The sequence below is a fragment of the Streptomyces sp. CB01580 genome, from assembly GCF_001905795.1.
Taxonomy (GTDB): domain Bacteria; phylum Actinomycetota; class Actinomycetes; order Streptomycetales; family Streptomycetaceae; genus Streptomyces.
In genome coordinates this window covers 15,279-34,749 of sequence record NZ_LIXJ01000005.1, presented here as the reverse complement: position 1 = coordinate 34,749, position 19,471 = coordinate 15,279, and the positions used below count along the sequence as shown (strand labels likewise).

Sequence of the window (19,471 nt, the reverse complement as noted above, 5' to 3'; positions counted from 1 at the left end):
TACGGTTCAGCGCTCGAGTACGAGGGCGAGTCCCTGCCCGACGCCGATGCACAGCGTGGCGAGCCCGGTGCCCGCGCCGTGGGCGGCGAGCTGGTGGGCGACGGAGCCGACGAGGCGGGCGCCGGAGGCTCCGAGGGGGTGGCCGACGGCGATCGCACCGCCGCGCGGGTTGACCTTGGCCGGGTCCAGCTCGGGCAGTTCCGCGAGGCAGCCCAGGGCCTGGGCGGCGAACGCCTCGTTCAGCTCCACGGTGAGCAGGTCGTCGAAGCCGAGCCCGGCCCGCTCCAGGACGCGTCGGCCGGCCTCGACCGGTCCGAGGCCGAACCACTGGGGCTCGATCGCGCTGACCGCGCCCGCGCGGATCCGTGCCAGCGGTTCGCGGCCGAGTTCGGCCAGCGCGTGCTCGCCGACCAGGAGCAGTGCTGCGGCGCCGTCGTTGAGCGGGGAGGCGTTGCCGGCGGTCACCGTGCCGTCGGGGAGGAAGGCGGGCTTCAGGCGCGCCATCGACTCGGGCGTGCCACCGTCGCGGATGCACTCGTCGCGCGGCAGGTCCACCCCGTCGACCGGGACGATCTCGGCGTCGAGCAGGCCGTCCCGCCAGGCGCGCGACGCCTTCTCATGGCTGGCGAGTGCGAAGAGGTCCTGCTCCTCGCGGCTGATCGCGTGCTTGGCGGCGATCAGCTCGGCACTCTCGCCGAGCGGTACGGTCCACTCGGCCGGCATGAGGCGGTTGACCATCCGCCAGCCGAGCGTGGTCGAGTGGAGTTCCTGGTGTCCGGCGGGGAAGCCGCGCTCGGGCTTGGGCAGCACCCAGGGGGCTCGGCTCATGGACTCCACGCCGCCGGCGACGACGATGTCCGCGTCGCCGACGCGGATGGCGCGCACCGCCTGGATCACCGCCTCCAGGCCGGAGCCGCAGAGCCGGTTGACGGTCACGCCGGGCACACCGACGGGCAGTCCGGCCAGCAGCACGGCCATCCGGGCGACGTTGCGGTTCTCCTCGCCCGCACCGTTGGCGTTGCCGAGCACGACGTCGCCGATCCGGGTGGGGTCCAGCTGCGGGGTGCGTGCCAGCAGTGCCGCGATCACGCGGGCGGCCAGGTCGTCCGGGCGGACGCCCGACAGGGCCCCGGCGTACCTGCCGAACGGGGTGCGCACGGCGTCGACCACGTAGACGTCACTGATCTGCTCGGACATGCTCACGGCTCCTTCGGGTGCAGTACCTCGGCGGCGGTGCGCTCCCGCAGCCTGTCGGCCGTGACGCCCGGGGCGAGCTCGACCAGGCGAAGCCCGTCCTCGGTGACGTCGAGGACGCCGAGGTCGGTGATGACGCGGTCGACGCAGCGGCGGCCGGTCAGCGGCAGGGTGCAGTCGACGACGATCTTCGCGCTGCCGTCCTTGGCGGTGTGCTCCATCACGACGACGACCTTGCGGGCGCCGTGGACCAGGTCCATCGCGCCGCCCATGCCCTTGATCATCTTGCCGGGGACGGCCCAGTTCGCCAGGTCCCCACGGGCGGAGACCTGCATCGCGCCCAGCACCGCGACGTCGATGTGACCGCCGCGGATCATGCCGAAGGAGAGGGCGGAGTCGAAGAAGGACGCGCCGGGGACGACGCTGACGGTCTCCTTGCCCGCGTTGATCAGGTCGGGGTCGACCCGGTCCTCGGTCGGGTAGGGGCCGACGCCGAGGATGCCGTTCTCGGACTGCAGCACCACGTCGACGCCCTCGGGCAGGTGGTTCGGGATCAGCGTCGGCAGGCCGATGCCGAGGTTGACGTAGGCGCCGTCGGGCAGTTCACGGGCGGCTCGGGCGGCCATCTCGTCTCGGGTCCAGCTCATCGGGCCGTCGCTCCCGTCTCGCTCACGGTCTTCTTCTCGATCCCCTTGGCCGCGGCCTGCCGCGGCGTCAGCTCCACCACCCGCTGCACGAATACGCCGGGCAGATGCACCTCGTCCGGGTCGATCGCGCCGGGCTCGACCAGTTCCTCCACCTCGGCGATCGTGATCCGGCCCGCCATCGCGGCGAGCGGATTGAAGTTGCGCGAGGCCTTGCCGAAGACGAGGTTGCCGTGGCGGTCGCCCCTCGCGGCGCGCACCAGCGCGAAGTCGGTCGTGATGCCGCGCTCCAGGACGTGGGCGCGGCCGTCGTACTCGCGTACCTCCTTGGCGGGCGAGGCCACCGCGACGCTGCCGTCCGCGTGGTAGCGCCACGGCAGTCCGCCCTCGGCGACCAGGGTGCCGACGCCGGCGGGGGTGAAGAAGGCGGGGATGCCCGCGCCCCCCGCCCGCAGCCGCTCGGCCAGTGTGCCCTGCGGAGTGAGCTCCAGCTCCAGCTCACCGGAGAGGTAGCGGCGGGAGAACTCCTTGTTGTCACCCACGTACGAGCCGGTGACGCGGACTATCCGGCCGGCCGCGAGCAGGATGCCCAGCCCGCCGCCGTCCACGCCGCAGTTGTTGGAGACCACGCTCAGGCCCCCGGTGCCCTGCTGGTGCAGGGCGCGGATGAGCACGTCCGGGACGCCGCTCAGCCCGAAGCCGCCTACGGCCAGCGAGGAGCCGTGACCGATGTCGGCCACGGCCTCGTCGGCCGATTGCACCACCTTGTCCATGTCTTCGCCCTTGTCCTCGTCGGCCTTGCCGCGGTCTGTCCGCACACGGCGTGTTCGCCTGATGAACTATTCTTCATCTTCTACGGTGCAGTGAGTGTCGACGCAGTTATTGCGCCTGTCAAGGCCCCGTCCTCGATCAGTGCGTCCGAAGGACGCCGAACGGAGGTACGGTTCGGAGTCGAGGAGGGACCATGCCGCCGACCACCGCCGACTCGTCCGTCGGGCCGCTCGAACGCGGGCTCGCCGTCCTGCGCGCGCTCGCCCAGGCCCCCCGGGCACGGTTGCGACCCAGCGAACTGGTCGCCCTGACCGGCCTGACCCGGTCCCCCGTCGACCGGATCGCGACCACCCTGGTCCGGCTCGGATACCTGCGCGAGGACGACCGGGAACTGGTGCTCGCACCCCGGCTGATGGAGCTCGGCCTCGCCTATCTGCACAGCAGCGGCATCCCCGAGGCGCTCGGGCCGCCGGCCGAAGCGCTCGCCGATGAGCTGGACGAGTCCGTTTCACTGGCCGTCCCCGACGGCGACGCGGTGCGCTTCGTCGTGCAGAGCAACCGCCGACGCACGCTCTCCGTCTCCTTCCGCGTCGGCGACGCGCTGCCCGCCGAGCGTTGCGCCCCCGGCGAACTCTTCGCCGCCGACTGGGATGTTCAGCAGTACGCGCAGTGGCAGGCCCGAACCCGGGCCGACCCGCACGACGCGGGCTTCCCGGCCGTGCCGCCTCCCCGGCCGCGCCGGGCCCGGACGACCGAGGCGGAGCTGCGCGCCCGCGCGGCCGAGGCGCGCGAGAACGGCTGGGTGCTCGACGACCAGCGGATCGAACCCGGCCTGGTCGCCGTCGCCGTCCCCGTGTACGACCAGGAGGGGCGTGTGGTCTGTGCGTTGAGCGTCGTCAGCCACACCAGCCGCCACTCGGCGGAGGGGCTGCGCGACTTCGCCCTGGACCGGATGCGGAACACGGCCGAGCAGATGAGCCGCGCGCTCGCCGAAGTCGACGTCGGGCCACCGGCCCGGACCCCGGACCGGGACCATTCCCTGGACGCCAAGAGGGAGTTGGGCCCGGAGTACCTGCAGTCACTGGCCCGAGGCCTGTCCGTGCTGGCCGCTCTCGACCGCCCGGCCGGAATGACGCTCTCCGCCGTGGCCGAGGCCACCGCCCTGCCCCGCGCCACGGCCCGGCGCTCACTGCTGACACTGGAGCACCTCGGTTACGTCGCCATCGACGCGGACGGCCACCGGTTCGCCCCGCTGCCCCGGGTGCTCGACCTCGGCTACTCGCCCCTGTCCGCACTCTCGCTCGCGGAGTTGGCGCAGCCTCACCTGACCGCACTGGTCCGTGAGTTGCACGAGTCCGCCTCGGTCGCCGTGCTGGACGGCGACGACGTGCGCTACATCGCCCGCGTCGCGGCCGGGCGGATCATGAGCGTAGCGATCACGGTCGGTACGCGCTTCCCCGCGCACGCGACCTCTCTCGGCCGGGTGCTGCTCGCCGGACTCCCGAACGAGCACCGCGCCCGATGGCTGCGCAACGCACGCCTCGAGTCGTTCACCGACCACACCGTCACCAGTGCGGACCGCCTCGCCGCCGTCCTGGAACAGGCAGCACACGACGGCTTCGCGCTGGTGGACCAGGAACTGGAGGAGGGCCTGCGCTCGATCGCCGTCCCGCTCCTGGGACGCGATGGGCAGGTGATCGCCGCGGCCAACGTCTCGCTCCACGCCGGCCGCACCTCCGCCGACGAGGCCCTCAGGACCGTCCTGCCCGCCCTGCGCGCCGCGGCGGAGCGGATCAGCGCCGATGTCGCCCTGGTCTCCGACGCGCATCCGCTGCCATTCGCCTGAGCCCGACCCCGTCGCGGATCTCTTCGTGGCGGCGCTGCTGGATGTCGTGGCGACGTGACGAAGGCGTTGTACCCGGTCGCTGCCACGGTTCTCGCGAACCGTGGCAGCGACCGGGCGGGTCGGTCCGCAGATGGGTGCGTCGGTGCCGTCCGGGCGCGGTGCGATTTTGCGGGCGGAGGGCCACGGTGGCACGACAGCCGGAGATCCGACGCCGACGATCGCGCCGTCGGACTCACGAATACCGCGGGGTGCCCGGGACTGCCGGACAGTCGGCCGCGATCAGCCGGTGATCGCGTTCAGCAAGGGCAGGTACCCTTCGCCGTGCCCGGCCTTGTTGGGGTGGTAGGACTCGTCGATCTTGTTCCACTCCAGGCTTGTCACCCAGGCCTGGCCCTTGGAGCAGATCGTGTGCGGGTCGAACGCGGTACGCGGGTCGAGGAAGGTGAACCCGGCCTTTCCGGCTTCGGACGCCAGCACCGAGTCGAGGGTGTCGGATCCCGAATTGAGTGCCGTCCGCTCGCGGTCACTCAGCCCGAGAATGCCGCAGCTGCCGCCGATCGTGTAGAGCCGGGGATAGCCCACGACCACGACCTTGGCGTTCGGTGCCTTTGCCCGAATCGCCGCGTACGTGCTCGCCAGCGCGCCTGGCAGACTGCTGGTCGCGGCGGCCTTCGCGGCCTCCACTCCGGCAATGCAGTCCTTGTCGTCGATGGTGAGGATGCAGTTCTTCAGCACCTCGACGAAGCCGACGTCGTTGCCGCCCACGTGCACCGTCACCAGTGTGGTGTCCGCGGTGAGCTGCGGAACCTGCTGGCTTGTCAGATCTGCGGTGGTCGCGCCGGAGCACGACGCCTCGACGAAAGAGTACGAGGGGTGTTGTTGGGCCCACAGCCGAGGGTACGTCGACGGGCCACGACGACACGGGTCGTCAGGGTTGTCGTATTCGCGTGTGCCGGGCGCGACGGCGTACGAGTCGCCGAGCGCCACATACTTGCCGGCGGCCACCGGCTCGACGTCGGCGGCATACGCACTTGGGACCGCGAGGCAAACGGCAGCCAGCGCGAGGGACAACGACGCGAGGCACCTGCGAGCTCTTGACGAGCGCATGTTTCACTCCTGGAGTGTGTGAGAGGTTGCTGGAGGACCTGCCGGAGCAGGCGGAGCGCCGGTGCAGTGCGGGAAAACGGGGGTGGGCCCCGGCCGACGCAGGACTCCGATCGGTTGGAGCACTTGAGGAGCGTCAGCCCTGAACTTCTGCGATCAGGGCGAGGGCCTTGGCCTCGCTCTCGTCGTACCGGTCCGGGAACGCCGATCGCTGCACGCTCTGTGCCAGTTCGCCTGCTGTGAAGCCGGGGTTGTCGGCGTCGTTCGGAACGGCCTGATCCAGGAACGCGTTGGTGGCGTGCACCGGGTCCATGCACTCTTCCGGGGTGCCCCAGCCCTGACTCGGGCGCTGCTGGAAGACGCCGAGCGAGTCGCGGTCGCCACAGTCCAGGTTGTTCATGTGGGACTCCACCCAGCCCGTCTCGAACGCGGCGAGCAGCACCTTGTCGGTGACGCCGCGCTCGACCGCCGTCCGGTACACGGTCCGGGTGATGTCCGGGTCACGGTCTGCCGGAACGGCGCAGCGGGAGTCGAGGAGTTCGGCGTTCGCGTGGTGACGGGGGGTGTCGGCGGCATCTGCGGAAGCGACCCCCGCGCTCACGTTCCCCGCGAGCAGAACCCCCGCTGTCAGGGAGATCGCCGCGCGCGTGAATGACTTGGGTAACCTTGATCTCGACTTTTTGGGCAGGCTGGACATTGAAATGTCTCCTTCTGGCTCCCGCCTCAAAGCAGCCGAAGTGGAAGCCATTTTCGTGGGGGGTGCGCCAATTCGGCGGAGGGACCGTATCTCGGTTGGCGTGTACGCGTCAATATGAAAGGTTGCCGAGGGGTATTCGATCAGTCGGGGGTGGCGGATTTCCTACCCCTGGCTTCCGTTGGGCCGGGTCCGGTGATCTGCGAATGAAATAGTCGCGCAGCCTCCGCCTTCATCGATATGGGTGTGTTCGGCAGGGCTGGTGGATTCCTGTGTCGCGGGCGTCCGTGACGCGTCGGATGTCAGGCGTCGAGCCCGCGTTTGCGGGGTGCTGCTGTCATATGCGATGAGTTCGTATTCACGCGGACCAAGCATGTGTATTCGTAAGGGTATGTTCAGGCGATTTCGGAAATTTTGTTGCTTAATTCGTTTCGGGATCGGGTCGACTCGTGTCAATGGGTGTTGTTTGCTCGGTGGGTCCTGATAATTCGATCCGTCGATGTCAAGCTGTAACCGAAGAGGCGGAGTGGATTGTCGTACTCCGTAGTACGATCGCGTCTGCCCGCTCTCGAACGCCTTACCCCCCACCCCCCGAGGCGCTTGATTCGTCGGCAGTTCGCTCTTCTTTCGAGGCCGAGTCAGACCTGCGCGTATTTATGCGTCTCGCAAAGAGAGTGGCTGGCGTCGTTCCTGGACATTCGATCTCGCGCGCCTCCTCGTCCCCTGGAGTTCTTCATGTGCACGCCTGGTGCCGGCACTGATGGTGGCATGTCCACGACGGCGGACGTCGTCCTCGCAGTGCATCCGTTCGGTGTCGCGTCGGCACGGTTCACCGCGGCCGCCGCGCGCGCCGGCGGACTGGGAGTACTCGACCTGACGGGCGATGCCCGGTCCGCTCGCGAGCAGTTGGGCCTGGCCACCGAGTGGGCGCGCTGCGGGTTCGGCGTACGACTCGGAGACGGGAGCGGCATCCCCGCCTCGGACCTTCCCGCCTGTGTCCACACCGTGGTCCTCGTCGCCGGGGCGACGGTGAACGCTGCCGACTTCCCCGGGCGACGTGTGCTGGCCGAAGTGACCTCCGGCGCTCAGGCGCGCGCCGCCGTGGCGGCCGGGGCACACGGACTGATCGCCCGCGGCCATGAAGCCGGCGGCCGGGTGGGCGAGCTGAGCACGTTCGTGCTGCTGCAGCAACTGCTCGCGGACGCGTCCCACCGGCTGCCGGTGTGGGCCTGCGGTGGAATCGGCGCGCACACTGCGGCGGCAGCGGTCGCCGGTGGCGCCTGCGGTGTGGTCCTCGACACCCAGACCGCGCTGCTCGCAGAGGCGGAACTCCCCGCGGAGATCACCGGAGCGCTCGTCGGACTCGACGGCTCGGAGACCGTGGTCGAGGACGGTCTGCGCGTGCTGCGACGACGTACCCCCGACCCGGACGGCATCGCAGCCCCCCTGGAGATCGGCCAGGACGCGTTCCTGGCGGTCCGTTTCCAACGGTGCTGGGGCACGCTGGGCGCGGCGATACGCGGCATACGCGGGGCGGTGAGCGACACGCTTGCCGAGGACGTGCCCGTACTCGGGCCGGGCAGCACGGGCAGCCGTGCTCTCGGTACGGGGCTCCCGGTTGTCCAGGGGCCGATGACACGGGTGAGCGACCAAGCCGCGTTCGCCGCCTCCGTGGCCGCCGAGGGCGCCTTGCCGTTCATCGCGCTCGCCGTGTCCGACGGGCAGCGGACGCGCGCGCTGCTGGAGGAGACCCGCAGCACCCTGGGCGAGGAGCCTTGGGGTGTCGGGGTCCTGGGCTTCGCCGACGCGGCCGTCAAGGAAGCGCAACTGGAGGTCATCCGGGAGGTCCGTCCCTCGCACGCCATCATCGCCGGTGGACGTCCCGCGCAGGCCGTGGCTCTTGAAGAAGTCGGCATCTCGACCTTTCTGCACGTGCCTTCGCCCGGCCTGCTGGGCCAGTTCCTCGAATCCGGTGCACGCAAGTTCGTCTTCGAAGGCTCCGAGTGCGGTGGCCACGTCGGGCCCCGGGCCGGCTTTCCGCTGTGGCAGGCGCAGCTCGACGTGGTGGACGACTTCCTCGCAGCTGCCGGGAAGGACGCCGCCGCCGAACTCCAACTGCTGTTCGCCGGTGGCGTGCACGACGAGCGGTCCGCAGCCATGATCGCCGCCATGACCGCCCCCTTGGCCGCGCGGGGTGCCGCGATCGGAGTCCTCATGGGTACCGCCTACCTCTTCACGGAGGAGGCCGTGGCGGCGGGCGCGGTACAGCCGCTCTTCCAGCAGCAGATGGTCGACGCCGAGCGCACCGAACTGCTGGAAACCGCACCCGGTCATGCGACTCGCTGTGTCCGCAGCCCCTTCACGGACGAGTTCGCGGCCCGCAAGGAACAGCTGCGGGCCGGTGACGTGTCCGGTCGCGAGGCATGGGAGCGGCTGGAACAACTCAATGTCGGCCGACTGAGGTTGGCGAGCAAGGGCATCGAACGTGTCGGTGACGAACTGCGCGAGGTCGACGAGGAGCGGCAGCGCTCCGAGGGCATGTTCATGGCCGGGCAGGTCGCCGTCCTCCGGTCGGAGGTCACCACCGTCGCCGCGCTGCACACCGCGGTGACCACCGGCGCGCAGACCTTTCTCGACCGACGCAGGGCTGCACTCGATACCGGGCCGGACGAGCCGGCCGCCGCACCCGAACCACTGGACATCGCCATCGTAGGGATGGCCTGCGTGTTCCCCGAGGCGCCCGACCTGGAGTCCTTCTGGGGGAACGTGCTGTCCGGCACCGATGCCATCACCGAGGTGCCCACCTCGCGCTGGGACCCCTCCCTCTACTACGCCGAGGACGGGGCGGGAGAACACACCCCCTCGCGCTGGGGCGGTTTCCTGCCCGAGATCCCCTTCGAACCCCTGGACTACGGCATCCCGCCCGCCTCCTTACCGAGCATCGAACCGGTCCAATTGCTGGCCCTCGACGTGGCGCGACGCGCGCTCGCCGACGCCGGTTACGCCGACCGCCCCTTTCGGCGCGACCGTGCCTCCGTGGTGTTCGGGGCCGAGGCGGGAAGCGACCTGTCGAACACCATGACGCTCCGAACGGTCCTGCCCGCCTACGTCGGACAGCTTCCACCCGGGCTGGATGCCCAGTTGCCGCGCCTGACCGAGGACTCCTTCCCCGGTGTCCTCGCCAACGTCATCGCCGGGCGGATCGCCAACCGCCTCGACCTCGGAGGGGCCAACTACACGGTGGACGCCGCCTGTGCCTCCTCCCTCGCCGCGGTCGACGTGGCCTGCAAGGAACTGACGGTCGGCACCAGCGACATGGTGCTGTGCGGCGGCGCCGACCTGCACAACGGCATCAACGACTACCTGCTCTTCGCCTCCGCGCACGCGCTGTCCCCCTCCGGCCGTTCCGCGCCCTTCGACCGCTCCGGCGACGGCATCGCACTCGGCGAGGGCGTGGCCTGCGTGGTCCTCAAACGACTTGCCGACGCCGAACGGGACGGCGACCGGATCTACGCCGTCGTCAAGGGAGTCGGCAGCTCCAGCGACGGCCGGGCCCTCGGCCTCACCGCGCCGCGCGCGGACGGTCAGCGCAGGGCACTCACGCGGGCCTACCGGAACGCCGGGATCTCACCGGCCGAGGTCGGCGTGGTCGAGGCTCACGGCACCGGCACCGTCGTCGGCGACCGCACCGAGCTGAGCGCCCTGACCGCGGTCTTCACCGAGGCCGGAGCAGACCCTGGCGGCTGTGCCCTCGGCTCGGTGAAGTCCCAGATCGGCCACACCAAGTGTGCGGCGGGCCTCGCCGGACTGGTCAAGACCACGCTCGCCCTGCACCACGGTGTCAAGCCCCCGACACTGCACCTGCGACAGCCGAACCCGGCCTGGGACGAACGCACCAGCCCCTTCGCCTTCCACACCCGGGCCAGGCCCTGGCCCGCGCCGCCCACCGAACGTGTCGCTGGTGTCAGCGCCTTCGGCTTCGGCGGAACCAATTTCCACGTCGTTCTGCGCGCCCACGGCGACGGCGCCCCACCCACCCACGCCCGTGACGAGTGGCCCGCCGAACTGTTCACCTTCCGCGGCGCCGACCGAGAAGCCGCCGTCAAGGCCGCCCGCGAACTACTGGCTCTCGCCGAGTCCGACCACACCGCGCACCAGTCGCCGCGCCTGCGGGACCTCGCCCTGGCCGCCTCCCGGCGCGCCGACCTCGCGGCCGCGCGCGGCCTGTCCACCCACATCGCCGTACTGGCCTCCTCCGTACCGGAGCTGACGGCAGCGCTTCGGCGGGCCGCCGACGGCGAACACGCTCCCGACGACGGCATCCATCTCGCGGACGGCACCGAACCGGGCGAGATCGCCTTCCTCTTCCCCGGGCAGGGCAGCCAGCGACCTGGCATGCTCGCCGACCTGTTCGTCTCCTTCCCCGAACTCCAGCGCTTCCTTCGCCTCGACGAGTCCGTCGCAGCGGCCCTCTTCCCACCCGCCTGCTTCGACGAGGCCGGACGCCAGGCCCTGGCCGAGCGTGTCACCGACACCCGTGTCGCCCAGCCGGCCCTCGGCATCACGGGACTCGCCGCCCGCCATCTGCTCGGCCGTGTCGGTGTGCGCCCGGCGATGGCGGCCGGACACAGCTACGGCGAACTCGCCGCCCTCGCCGCGGCCGGCGTCCTCGGCCCCGAGGAACTGCTGTCGTGCAGCAGGGCGCGTGCCGAATCCGTCCTCGCCGCCTGCGGCGACGACCCCGGCACCATGGCCGCGGTCACCGCCTCGGCACCGGAGGCCGCCGCCGCCCTGGAGAAGGCGGGTGTGGCCGATTCCGTCGTCGTCGCCAACCACAACTCACCCCGTCAGACGGTGATATCGGGCCCCACCGACGACGTGGAGACAGCTGTGCAGCGGCTGCGCGCGCAGGGGCTGAAGGCGAAGCGGATCGCCGTGGCCTGCGCCTTCCACAGCACCCTGGTCGCCACCGCCGGCGGCACCTTCGCGGCGATGCTGGCCTCGGTACCGCTGGAGACACCGTCCATCCCGGTGTGGTCCAACCGCACCGCCGCGGTCTATCCCACCACCCCCGAGGCGATACGCGCCGAACTGGCCGCCCAGATCGGATCGCCGGTCCGCTTCGTCGAGCAGATCGAGGGCATGTACGAGGCGGGTGCCCGAATCTTCGTCGAAGCGGGGCCCGGAGCGGTGCTGACCAGGCAGGTCACCGAAATCCTCGGCGATCGCCCGCACCGCACCGTCACCCTGGAGGCCCGGCGCGGCACGGGCCTGACCGGATTCCTTGCCGCGCTCGCCGAACTCGCCGTCGCCGGGGCCGACGTACGCACCGGTTGGCTGTTCGAGGGCCGCGACGCCGTCGATGCGGTCCAGGCCCCCCGCCGCAGGCGCGCGGGCTGGACCATCGACGGCCATCTCCTCCGCACCTCCGACGGCGCCATCCCCGCCGCAGCCCTGCATCCCGCCCAGCGCATCCCGGAGGCACTTGTGACCACTCGTTCCGGCAGAGACGCAGAGCATGGAAACGCGCTCCGCACCGAACCCGCCCATGGCGCGTCGGGAATCGGCGGCGATGCCCTCATCAGTGAATTCCTGCGCACCAGCCGGGACATGATCGCCGCTCAGCGCGATGTCCTGCTGAGCTACCTCGGCGCCGACCCCGGTGTCCGGACCGGACCGGAGCCCGTGGAGTACGCACCTCGTGAGCTGAACGAGGCGATTCTCCCCGCGACTGCGGCACCCGCCGACGAGGCGGTCCCGGAGCCCACCGAGCCGCAGCCCGCGCCGGACCCGGCGCCGACCGAGCTGACCACGGATGCGGTCCTCGCGGCCGTCCTGGACGTGATAGGCGAACGAACCGGCTATCCGGCCGACATGATCGAACCCGATCTGGATCTGGAGGCCGACCTGAGTGTCGACTCCATCAAGCGTGCCGAGATCGTCGGCCAGCTCGCTCGACGGCTCCGGCTGCCCGCCACCGACGACGCCGCCACGGAGGCGCTGACCAGGGCGCGCACTGCGGCGGGCATCGCCGAACTGATCGTCGCCGCGCGGCAGGACGACACTCCACCGCCCGAGCCCCCCGCCTCCGGGCCCGCCGCGACGGAACCGGCCGCACCACCCGCCGACGCCGAAGCAGTCGTCACGGCCCCCAAACGGCTGGTGATGTCGGAATACGACCTCGCGCCCGCCCTCCTGGAGCCCACCGAACTCGTCGGACGGACATTCCTGGTCATCGGCGAAGGCCCGCTCGCGGCGGCCGTCGCCGAGCGGCTCGACTCCTGCGGTGCCCGGACGGTGACCGCCACCGAATTCCCTGAGGGCGACCGTTTCGACGGCCTGATCCACCTCGCCTCCCCGGACGGCGGTCCGGCCCACGAGCCGGTGCTGCCCGGTGCCGTCCCCCTCTACCGGTCCGCCCTGCCCGCCGGGCCACGTTGGCTGCTGGTCGCCGGCGCCTCCGAGGGCCTGCGCGGACTGTTCCGCTCCCTGTCCAGGGAGTACCCGCAGACCATCGCCCGCGTCATCGAACAGCCTGCCGGAGCAGACCCGTCCGTCGCGGCCGACGCGATCGTCGCGGAGCTGACCTCCACCGACCGCGAGCCGGTCGTTCTGCGCACCGGGAACACCCGGCGTGGACTGCGGATGACCGAGACCGACCGCGGCGTCCTGGGCAGCGCCGGAGCCGGCCCCTCCGACGACGGCGCCGCCGAGGCTGCGGCTCTCGGACTCGACAACGAGTCGGTGGTACTCCTCGTCGGCGGGGCGCGTGGCATCACTGCCAGGTTCGCCACCGCGCTTGCCACCGCTGCCCGCTGCCGCCTGGAACTCTTCGGCCGCACGCCGCTGCCCGTCCTGGACGAAACCGCCTCGACGGCTGCCACTGAAGCCGAGCTCCGAGCCGAGCTGATCGCGGGCGGCATGAGATCCCCGGCTCAGGTCGAACGGGAGATCGGAAGGATCCAGGCCGAGCAGGAGGTCCGCGACACCGTCCACCGACTCACCCGGCTGGGCAGCCGGGTGCGCTACCACTGCGTGGATGTGCTTGACACCGAGGCCGTGCATCGCGCGGTGAAGGACGTGCACGCCGAACACGGCAGACTCGACGCGGTCGTCTACGCGGCCGGTGTGATCGAGGACAAGCTGTTCGCCGAGAAGTCCCCGGAGTCCTTCCACCGGGTCTTCGGCACCAAGACCGACGGCGCCAGGACTCTGCTCGACGCCGTCGACGGACTCTCGCACGGCCCCCGCCTCGCGGTGCTGTTCGGCAGCATCGCGGCCACCCTGGGCAACCGCGGCCAGACCGACTATGCCGCGGCCAACGACGCCCTCGAAGCCATCGGCCGCGCCTGGGGCGACCGGAGCGACCGCCGCGGGCTGACCGTCCACTGGGGCCCGTGGGCGCCCACCGGCACCAACAACGGCATGGTCACGCCGGAACTGATGCGCACCTACGCAGCACGCGGCATCCGCCTCATCGATCCCGACGAGGGCGCCATGAGCCTGCTGCGCGAACTGGCGTGGGGCCCGCAGGAGAGCGCCGCCGTCGTCTACACCGCCTCGGGGTGGTGACCGCCGCGATGGCCAGGGCCTGCCCGATCGCCGTCGTCGGTATGGCCGCGCTCTTCCCAGGAGCGCCCGACCTCGACACGTACTGGCACAACCTCGTCCACGGCGTCGACGCGATCACCGACGTCCCCGCGGCCCGCTGGGACGCCGTGTACTACGCCCCGGACGCTGAACGCCGTGCTGACCGCGTCTACTGCCGCCGAGGAGGTTTCATCGACGACCTCGCCCACGTCGACGTCACCTCGTTCGGGATCATGCCCGCCTCCGTGCAGGCCACCGAACCCGACCAACTGATCGCACTGCGGGTGGCGTCCCAGGCGGTCCGCGACGCGGGCGGCGCCGACCGGCTCTTCGCCGACCGGCGCCGCACCGGAGTCATCCTGGGCCGCGGCGGATACCTCACCCCCGGCCTGGTCCGCCTCGACCAGCGGGTGCGCACCGCCGGACAGCTCGTGCGTACGCTGCGCGAACTCCTGCCGGACCTCGGAGAACAGCGCCTGGAGGAGGTGCGCCGCGCCTTCACCGACCAACTGGGTCCCGAGGCACCGGAGTCGGCCATCGGACTCGTGCCCAACCTGGCCGCCTCCCGGCTGGCCAACCGGCTGGACCTGCGGGGCCCGGCCTATACGGTGGACGCCGCGTGCGCCTCCTCGCTCATCGCGGTCGACCACGCGACCCGCGAGCTGGAGAGCGGCCGGTGCGACGTCGTCCTGGCCGGGGGAGTCCACCACTGCCACGACATCACGCTGTGGAGCGTGTTCTCACAACTCGGTGCCCTGTCCCGGAGCGAGCGCATCCGGCCGTTCCACCGGGACGCCGACGGGGTGCTCATCGGCGAGGGCACCGGCGTCGTGGTGCTCAAACGGCTCGCCGACGCCGACCGCGACGGCGACCGGATCTACGCCGTGATCACCGGCACCGGCGTCGCGGGCGACGGCCGCACCGGCAGTCTGCTCAGCCCGGACTCCGCGGGCCAGGCCGAGGCGATCCGCGAGGCATGGCGCAGCGCCGGCCGGGACCCTGCCGAGCCCGGTTCCGTCGGGCTGCTCGAAGCCCACGGCACCGCCACCCCGGCGGGCGACACCGCCGAGCTGGAGACGGTCGCCGCGGTCTTCGGCCCGCCGGGCGACGCGTCCCGCGGCGTGATCGGTTCGGTGAAGTCCATGATCGGTCACACCATGCCGGCCGCGGGGATCGCCGGGCTCATCAAGGCCGCACTCGCCGTGCACCATGGCGTCCTCCCGCCGACCCTGCACTGCGACGACCCGCACCCGGCACTCGCCCGCACCCGCTTCACCACCGTGGACACCGCGCTGCCGTGGGCGACCGACACCTACGGCCCCGTACGCCGTGCCGCCGTCAACGCCTTCGGCTTCGGCGGCATCAACGCCCATGTCGTCCTGGAACAGCCCGCCTCCGTCGCCGCTCCGCCCGTCACCGGCGGACCCGTGGCGGTGGTGCGCGAGCCCGAACGGGTGCTGCGGCTGTCAGCCGCAGCACCCGCCGAACTGGCCCGCCTGCTCGACCGCGATGACGCAACCCTCCTCGCCACCGCCTCGGACGAGACCGGGTCCGAGCCCGCCAGCCCGGTCCGGCTCGGCGTGGTGGACCCGACGGCCAAACGGCTGGCGCTGGCCCGCAAGGCGGTCGACCGGGGCCGACCATGGCGAGGCAAGAACGACATGTGGTTCGTTCCCGAGCCGCTGCTGGGTGACGCCGGCGGCCGTCTCGCCTTCGTCTTTCCCGGCCTCGAAGCCGACTTCGACACCAACTGCGACGACGTGGCACGCCACTTCGGCCTCCCGTGGTCGCTTTCCGGTACCGACATCACGGTCGGCGACATCGGCCGTCAGGGCACCGGTGTATTCCAACTCGGCCGCCTCCTGCACGCCGCATTGGAGCGGATGGACATCGTGCCCGACGCGCTCGCCGGACACAGCCTCGGCGAGTGGACCGCCATGGCCGCCGCCGGGATCCACGCTCAGGAGGAGGTCGATGCCTTCCTGACCACATTCGATCCGGACGCCCTGCGTGTGCCGGGACTGGCCTTCGCGGTGATCGGTGCGCCCGTGGATCGCGTCATGGAAGCCCTCGACGGCCAGACACAGGTCGTGCTCTCGCACGACAACGCCCCTCACCAGTCCATGATCTGCGGCCCGTCGGCCGCGGTCGACGAATTCGTCGACCTGTTCCGCCAAAAGGGCGCGATCTCGCAGGTCCTGCCGTTCCGGTCGGGCTTCCACACCCCCATGCTCCGGCCCTATCTGGACCCGATACGGAAGGCGGCGGACACCTACACGCTGCACGCCGCACGGCTGCCCGTCTGGTCCGCCACCACGGCGGGGGAGTACCCCGCGCGACCACGAGAAATACGGGAGCTGTTCGTACAGCACCTCCTGGAACCGGTCCGCTTCCGCCAGATGATCGAGGCCATGCACGCGGCCGGCTTCCGCGCCTTCGTCCAGCTCGGGGCCGGCCAGGTCGGCTCACTGATCGCGGACACGCTGCGAGGCTCCGACCACCTCGTGGTCGCCGCCCACTCCCCGCACCGTTCCGGCCTTCCCCAACTGCGTCGCGTGGCCACGGCGTTGTGGGCCGACGGGGCCGGGCCGAACACGGCCGCGCTCCGCCCCACTCCCGCGCGCGAGGTCGCGCACCGCTCGGTCCGGCTCGACCTCGGCGGCGCGCTGATCTCCCTCGACGAGCCCACGCGCACGGAGATCGGCGCCGCGCTGGCGCGGCCACGCAGGGTGGCCGAAGGCACGCTGCCGTCCGCCCTCGACGCCCTCGCCATCAAGGACCCGCTGGCCGCTGAGTTCTCCGCGATCCTCGACGACACCGCAGCGCTCGCGGCGGACGTCCTCACCGTGCGCCGGCACGGCGGGCCGCGATCCACCGCGTCTCGGGCTTCCGCGCACGCTCCCCGGCCGAACGGGCCCTTTGCCGGCCCACCACCGTCCACCCCGCGCGAACTGCGGACCTCGCTGCGGGTCTCGGTCGACACCATGCCGTACCTGCTCGACCACTGCTTCTTCAAGCAACCGCCGCAGGCCGCTCCCGCAGACCGCTGGCCCGTCGTACCCGGCACCACCATCATCGGGCACATGATGGAATTCGCCGAGCAGGCGGCTTCCGGTCTGCGCGCGGTCGCTGTCCACGACGTCCGGCTCAACCAGTGGATCAACGCCATCCCCGCGGTGGACGTTCCCGTCCACATCACCCCCGAGCCCCCGCACCCCTCCGGCGCCGCCCGGGTGACGGCCACCCTCGGCCCCTACGCCCGAGCCACCGTCGAACTCGCCCGGGAATACGGTCCCCGACCGGCGACCGCCTGGACCTTCCCGAAGGAGAAGGAACGCCCCTGCGAGCTGACAGCCCGTGAGCTGTACGCCCGTCGTTGGATGTTCCATGGCCCACGCTTCCAGGGCGTCACCGAACTGACCGCGATCGGCGACGCCCATGTCAGGGGAGTCATCACCACCCCACCCGCTCCGGGAGCCCTGCTGGACAACGTCGGCCAACTGCTCGGTTACTGGATCACGGCCCAACTCCCCACCCGCACCACCGTCTTCCCCGTCGGCATGCGCGAGATCCGCTTCCACGGTGCGCCCCCCGAGCCGGGCGAACGGCTCGACTGCCTGATCCGTATCGCCTCCGTCACCGACACCACGCTCGAAGCCGACATGCAACTGGTGCGACAGGGCCGGGTCTGGGCCGAACTCGCAGGCTGGCGCGACCGCCGCTTCGACAGCGACCCGCACATCCGCAGGGTGGACCGCGAACCGGAACACCACACCCTCTCCGAGCCGCAACCCGGCGGCTGGGTCCTGCTCCACGAACGCTGGCCCGACCTGGCCACCCGCGAGCTGATCATGCGGAACATGCTGGCGGGCGAGGAACGGACCGCCTACGAAGCGCACACACCCCGCGGCCGCCGCCAGTGGCTGCTCGGCCGGATCGCGGTCAAGGACGCGGTGCGCCGACGGTTGTGGAATGCCGGGAACGGCGGGATCTTCCCCTCCGAGCTACGGGTCGTCAACGACCCGTCCGGCCGACCGTACGTCACCGGCGCCTACGGCCGTACTCTCCCCGACCTCCACGTCTCCCTCGCGCACCGGGCGGAGGCCGCGGTCGCGATCGCCGGAAACGGCCCCTGCGGAATCGACATCGAAGAGGTGATCGACCGTCCGGACGGAACCCTTGAGGTGGCGCTCGGCGCCCAGGAGCGGGACCTCATCGCTTCACTGGCCCGCGACACCGGCGAACCCGAGGCCCTGTGGTTCACCCGCTTCTGGACCGCCAAGGAGGCCGTCGGCAAGACGCTCGGCACGGGCCTGGCCGGAGCCCCGAAGCGCTTCGAGATCAAGACCGCCACCGGTACGGCACTGACTGTCCTCACCGGCGGCGACACCTACCACGTCCATCACCGGACGGTCGGCAGCCCACCCGGACTGCCACCCAGGAACTACGTCGTCGGTTGGACGACCGCCCACGATGAGGAGAGCGACGATGACTGCTGAAGACCACCGCGCCGTACCGCCCACTCCGCTCGAACCGATCGTGCTGGAGGAAGTGACCGGCATGCTGCGGGAGGTGCTCGGCGAGTACGAACTCACGGACGCCGCGATCACCATGGACACCCGGTTCCACGACGACCTCGAAATGGAGAGCATCGACCTCGTCACGCTCTCTGCGGCGCTGCGCGAACACTACGGTGACACGGTCAACCTCGCCGCATTCATCGCGGACCGCGGACTTGAAGAGATCATCGCTCTGACCGTGGGCGACCTGGTGCTCCACATCGTGGTCTCCCTCCCGGCCGCGGCCGAGGCGGTCTGAGCATGGCGAAGATCCGCGTCGGCGAACTCGACGTCCACATACAGCGCATGTCCGCGGTCGGTGCCCCGGCCGAGAGCCCGCCGCCCCTCGTGGTGCTGGTCCACGGTCTGCTCATCGACAGCCTGGCGAGCTACTACTTCTCGCTCGGCCCCGCCTTCGCCGAGAGCGGCATGGACGTCCTCATGTACGACCTGCGCGGGCACGGACGGACCAGTCGGCCTGCTGCGGGCTACCGCCTGGAGGACTTCGTCTCGGACCTGGACGAACTCTTCGACGCACTCGGGGAGGACCGCCCGGCGCACGTCGTGGGCAACTCCTTCGGCGGTGTCATCGCCTACGGGCTCGCCGCTGCCCGGCCCGACCGCGTCCGGTCCGTCATCGCGATCGAGTCCGAGCCGCCGATGAAGGCGTGGGCCGAGAAGATGGCCGCGGGCCTCACCGGCAAAGAAGGCGGCCTGTTGGTCGAAGACGTGCGCACCTGGCTCGCCGCGGACCCCCAGCGCAACCCGCGCCCCTTCCAGTTCGCCGGACGGATCCTGGAGAGCACCACGCTGAGGGAGGACCTCCCGCGCAGCCGTCTCCTGGACGACGGGCTCGCCGACATCCGCTGCCCCGTCTTCGCCCTGTACGGCGCCGACTCCGAACTCTCGGGCCAGGCCCGCCGTTTGGCCGCCACCCTCGCGCACTGCCGCACCGTAGTCCTGCCCGATCAGGGGCACTCGGTGCTCGTGGAGCGTACGAAGGAGACGGCCGACCTGATATCGGGCTGGCTCGCGGACGACATCCACACACCCCTGAAGGCGGGCTAGC

10 protein-coding genes are annotated in these 19,471 nt (G+C 71.1%); 5 read left to right on the top strand and 5 right to left on the bottom strand.

Translation table 11 applies throughout. From position 1 onward, the window contains the following. Window positions 1–6 precede the first annotated feature (6 nt). Genes AMK22_RS10350 through AMK22_RS10340 form a run of 3 tightly spaced genes read right to left on the bottom strand, consistent with a single transcriptional unit; the run spans window position 7 to window position 2,611 of the window. On the bottom strand, window positions 7–1,197 hold the full coding sequence (locus tag AMK22_RS10350; protein ID WP_073783671.1) for a thiolase family protein: 1,191 nt from the start codon (window positions 1,195–1,197) through the stop codon (window positions 7–9). 2 nt (window positions 1,198–1,199) lie between these two features. Further along, window positions 1,200–1,841 (bottom strand): CoA transferase subunit B, encoded by a 642-nt coding sequence (locus AMK22_RS10345; protein ID WP_073783669.1) that lies wholly within the window; start codon window positions 1,839–1,841, stop codon window positions 1,200–1,202. Further along, window positions 1,838–2,611: a CoA transferase subunit A gene (locus AMK22_RS10340; RefSeq protein ID WP_073784024.1), complete on the bottom strand. Its 774-nt coding sequence runs from the start codon at window positions 2,609–2,611 to the stop codon at window positions 1,838–1,840. The genes AMK22_RS10345 and AMK22_RS10340 overlap by 4 nt, the downstream gene beginning before the upstream one ends. Window positions 2,612–2,802: 191 nt before the next feature. Between AMK22_RS10340 and AMK22_RS10335 the strand changes: the two genes are divergently transcribed. Next, window positions 2,803–4,455 carry an IclR family transcriptional regulator domain-containing protein gene (locus AMK22_RS10335; protein ID WP_073783667.1) on the top strand — a complete coding sequence of 551 codons (1,653 nt, stop codon included), beginning with the start codon at window positions 2,803–2,805 and terminating at the stop codon, window positions 4,453–4,455. 279 nt (window positions 4,456–4,734) lie between these two features. Here AMK22_RS10335 and AMK22_RS10330 read toward each other — a convergent pair whose 3' ends face one another. Both AMK22_RS10330 and AMK22_RS10325 read right to left on the bottom strand, forming a co-directional pair. Beyond that, entirely contained in the window at window positions 4,735–5,526 is a 792-nt protein-coding gene (locus tag AMK22_RS10330; RefSeq protein WP_242433908.1) for an SGNH/GDSL hydrolase family protein, read from the bottom strand. Window positions 5,527–5,695: 169 nt separating this feature from the next. After that, on the bottom strand, window positions 5,696–6,256 hold the full coding sequence (locus AMK22_RS10325) for a hypothetical protein (RefSeq protein WP_143203540.1): 561 nt from the start codon (window positions 6,254–6,256) through the stop codon (window positions 5,696–5,698). A gap of 765 nt (window positions 6,257–7,021) precedes the next feature. Here AMK22_RS10325 and AMK22_RS10320 point away from each other — a divergent pair. Genes AMK22_RS10320 through AMK22_RS10305 form a run of 4 tightly spaced genes read left to right on the top strand, consistent with a single transcriptional unit; the run spans window position 7,022 to window position 19,470 of the window. After that, entirely contained in the window at window positions 7,022–13,825 is a 6,804-nt protein-coding gene (locus tag AMK22_RS10320; RefSeq protein ID WP_073783661.1) for a type I polyketide synthase, read from the top strand. Between the two features lie 8 nt (window positions 13,826–13,833). Then, window positions 13,834–18,342, top strand: coding sequence for a type I polyketide synthase (locus tag AMK22_RS10315; RefSeq protein ID WP_073784023.1), 4,509 nt, complete (start codon window positions 13,834–13,836; stop codon window positions 18,340–18,342). Further along, a complete protein-coding gene (locus tag AMK22_RS10310) occupies window positions 18,332–18,661 on the top strand; it encodes an acyl carrier protein (RefSeq protein WP_073783659.1) in 330 nt (109 codons plus the stop codon). The genes AMK22_RS10315 and AMK22_RS10310 overlap by 11 nt, the downstream gene beginning before the upstream one ends. Window positions 18,662–18,663: 2 nt before the next feature. Continuing rightward, the gene (locus tag AMK22_RS10305; protein ID WP_073783657.1) at window positions 18,664–19,470 is read left to right on the top strand and encodes an alpha/beta fold hydrolase; all 807 of its coding nucleotides are present in this window, start codon (window positions 18,664–18,666) and stop codon (window positions 19,468–19,470) included. Window position 19,471: the final 1 nt, after the last annotated feature.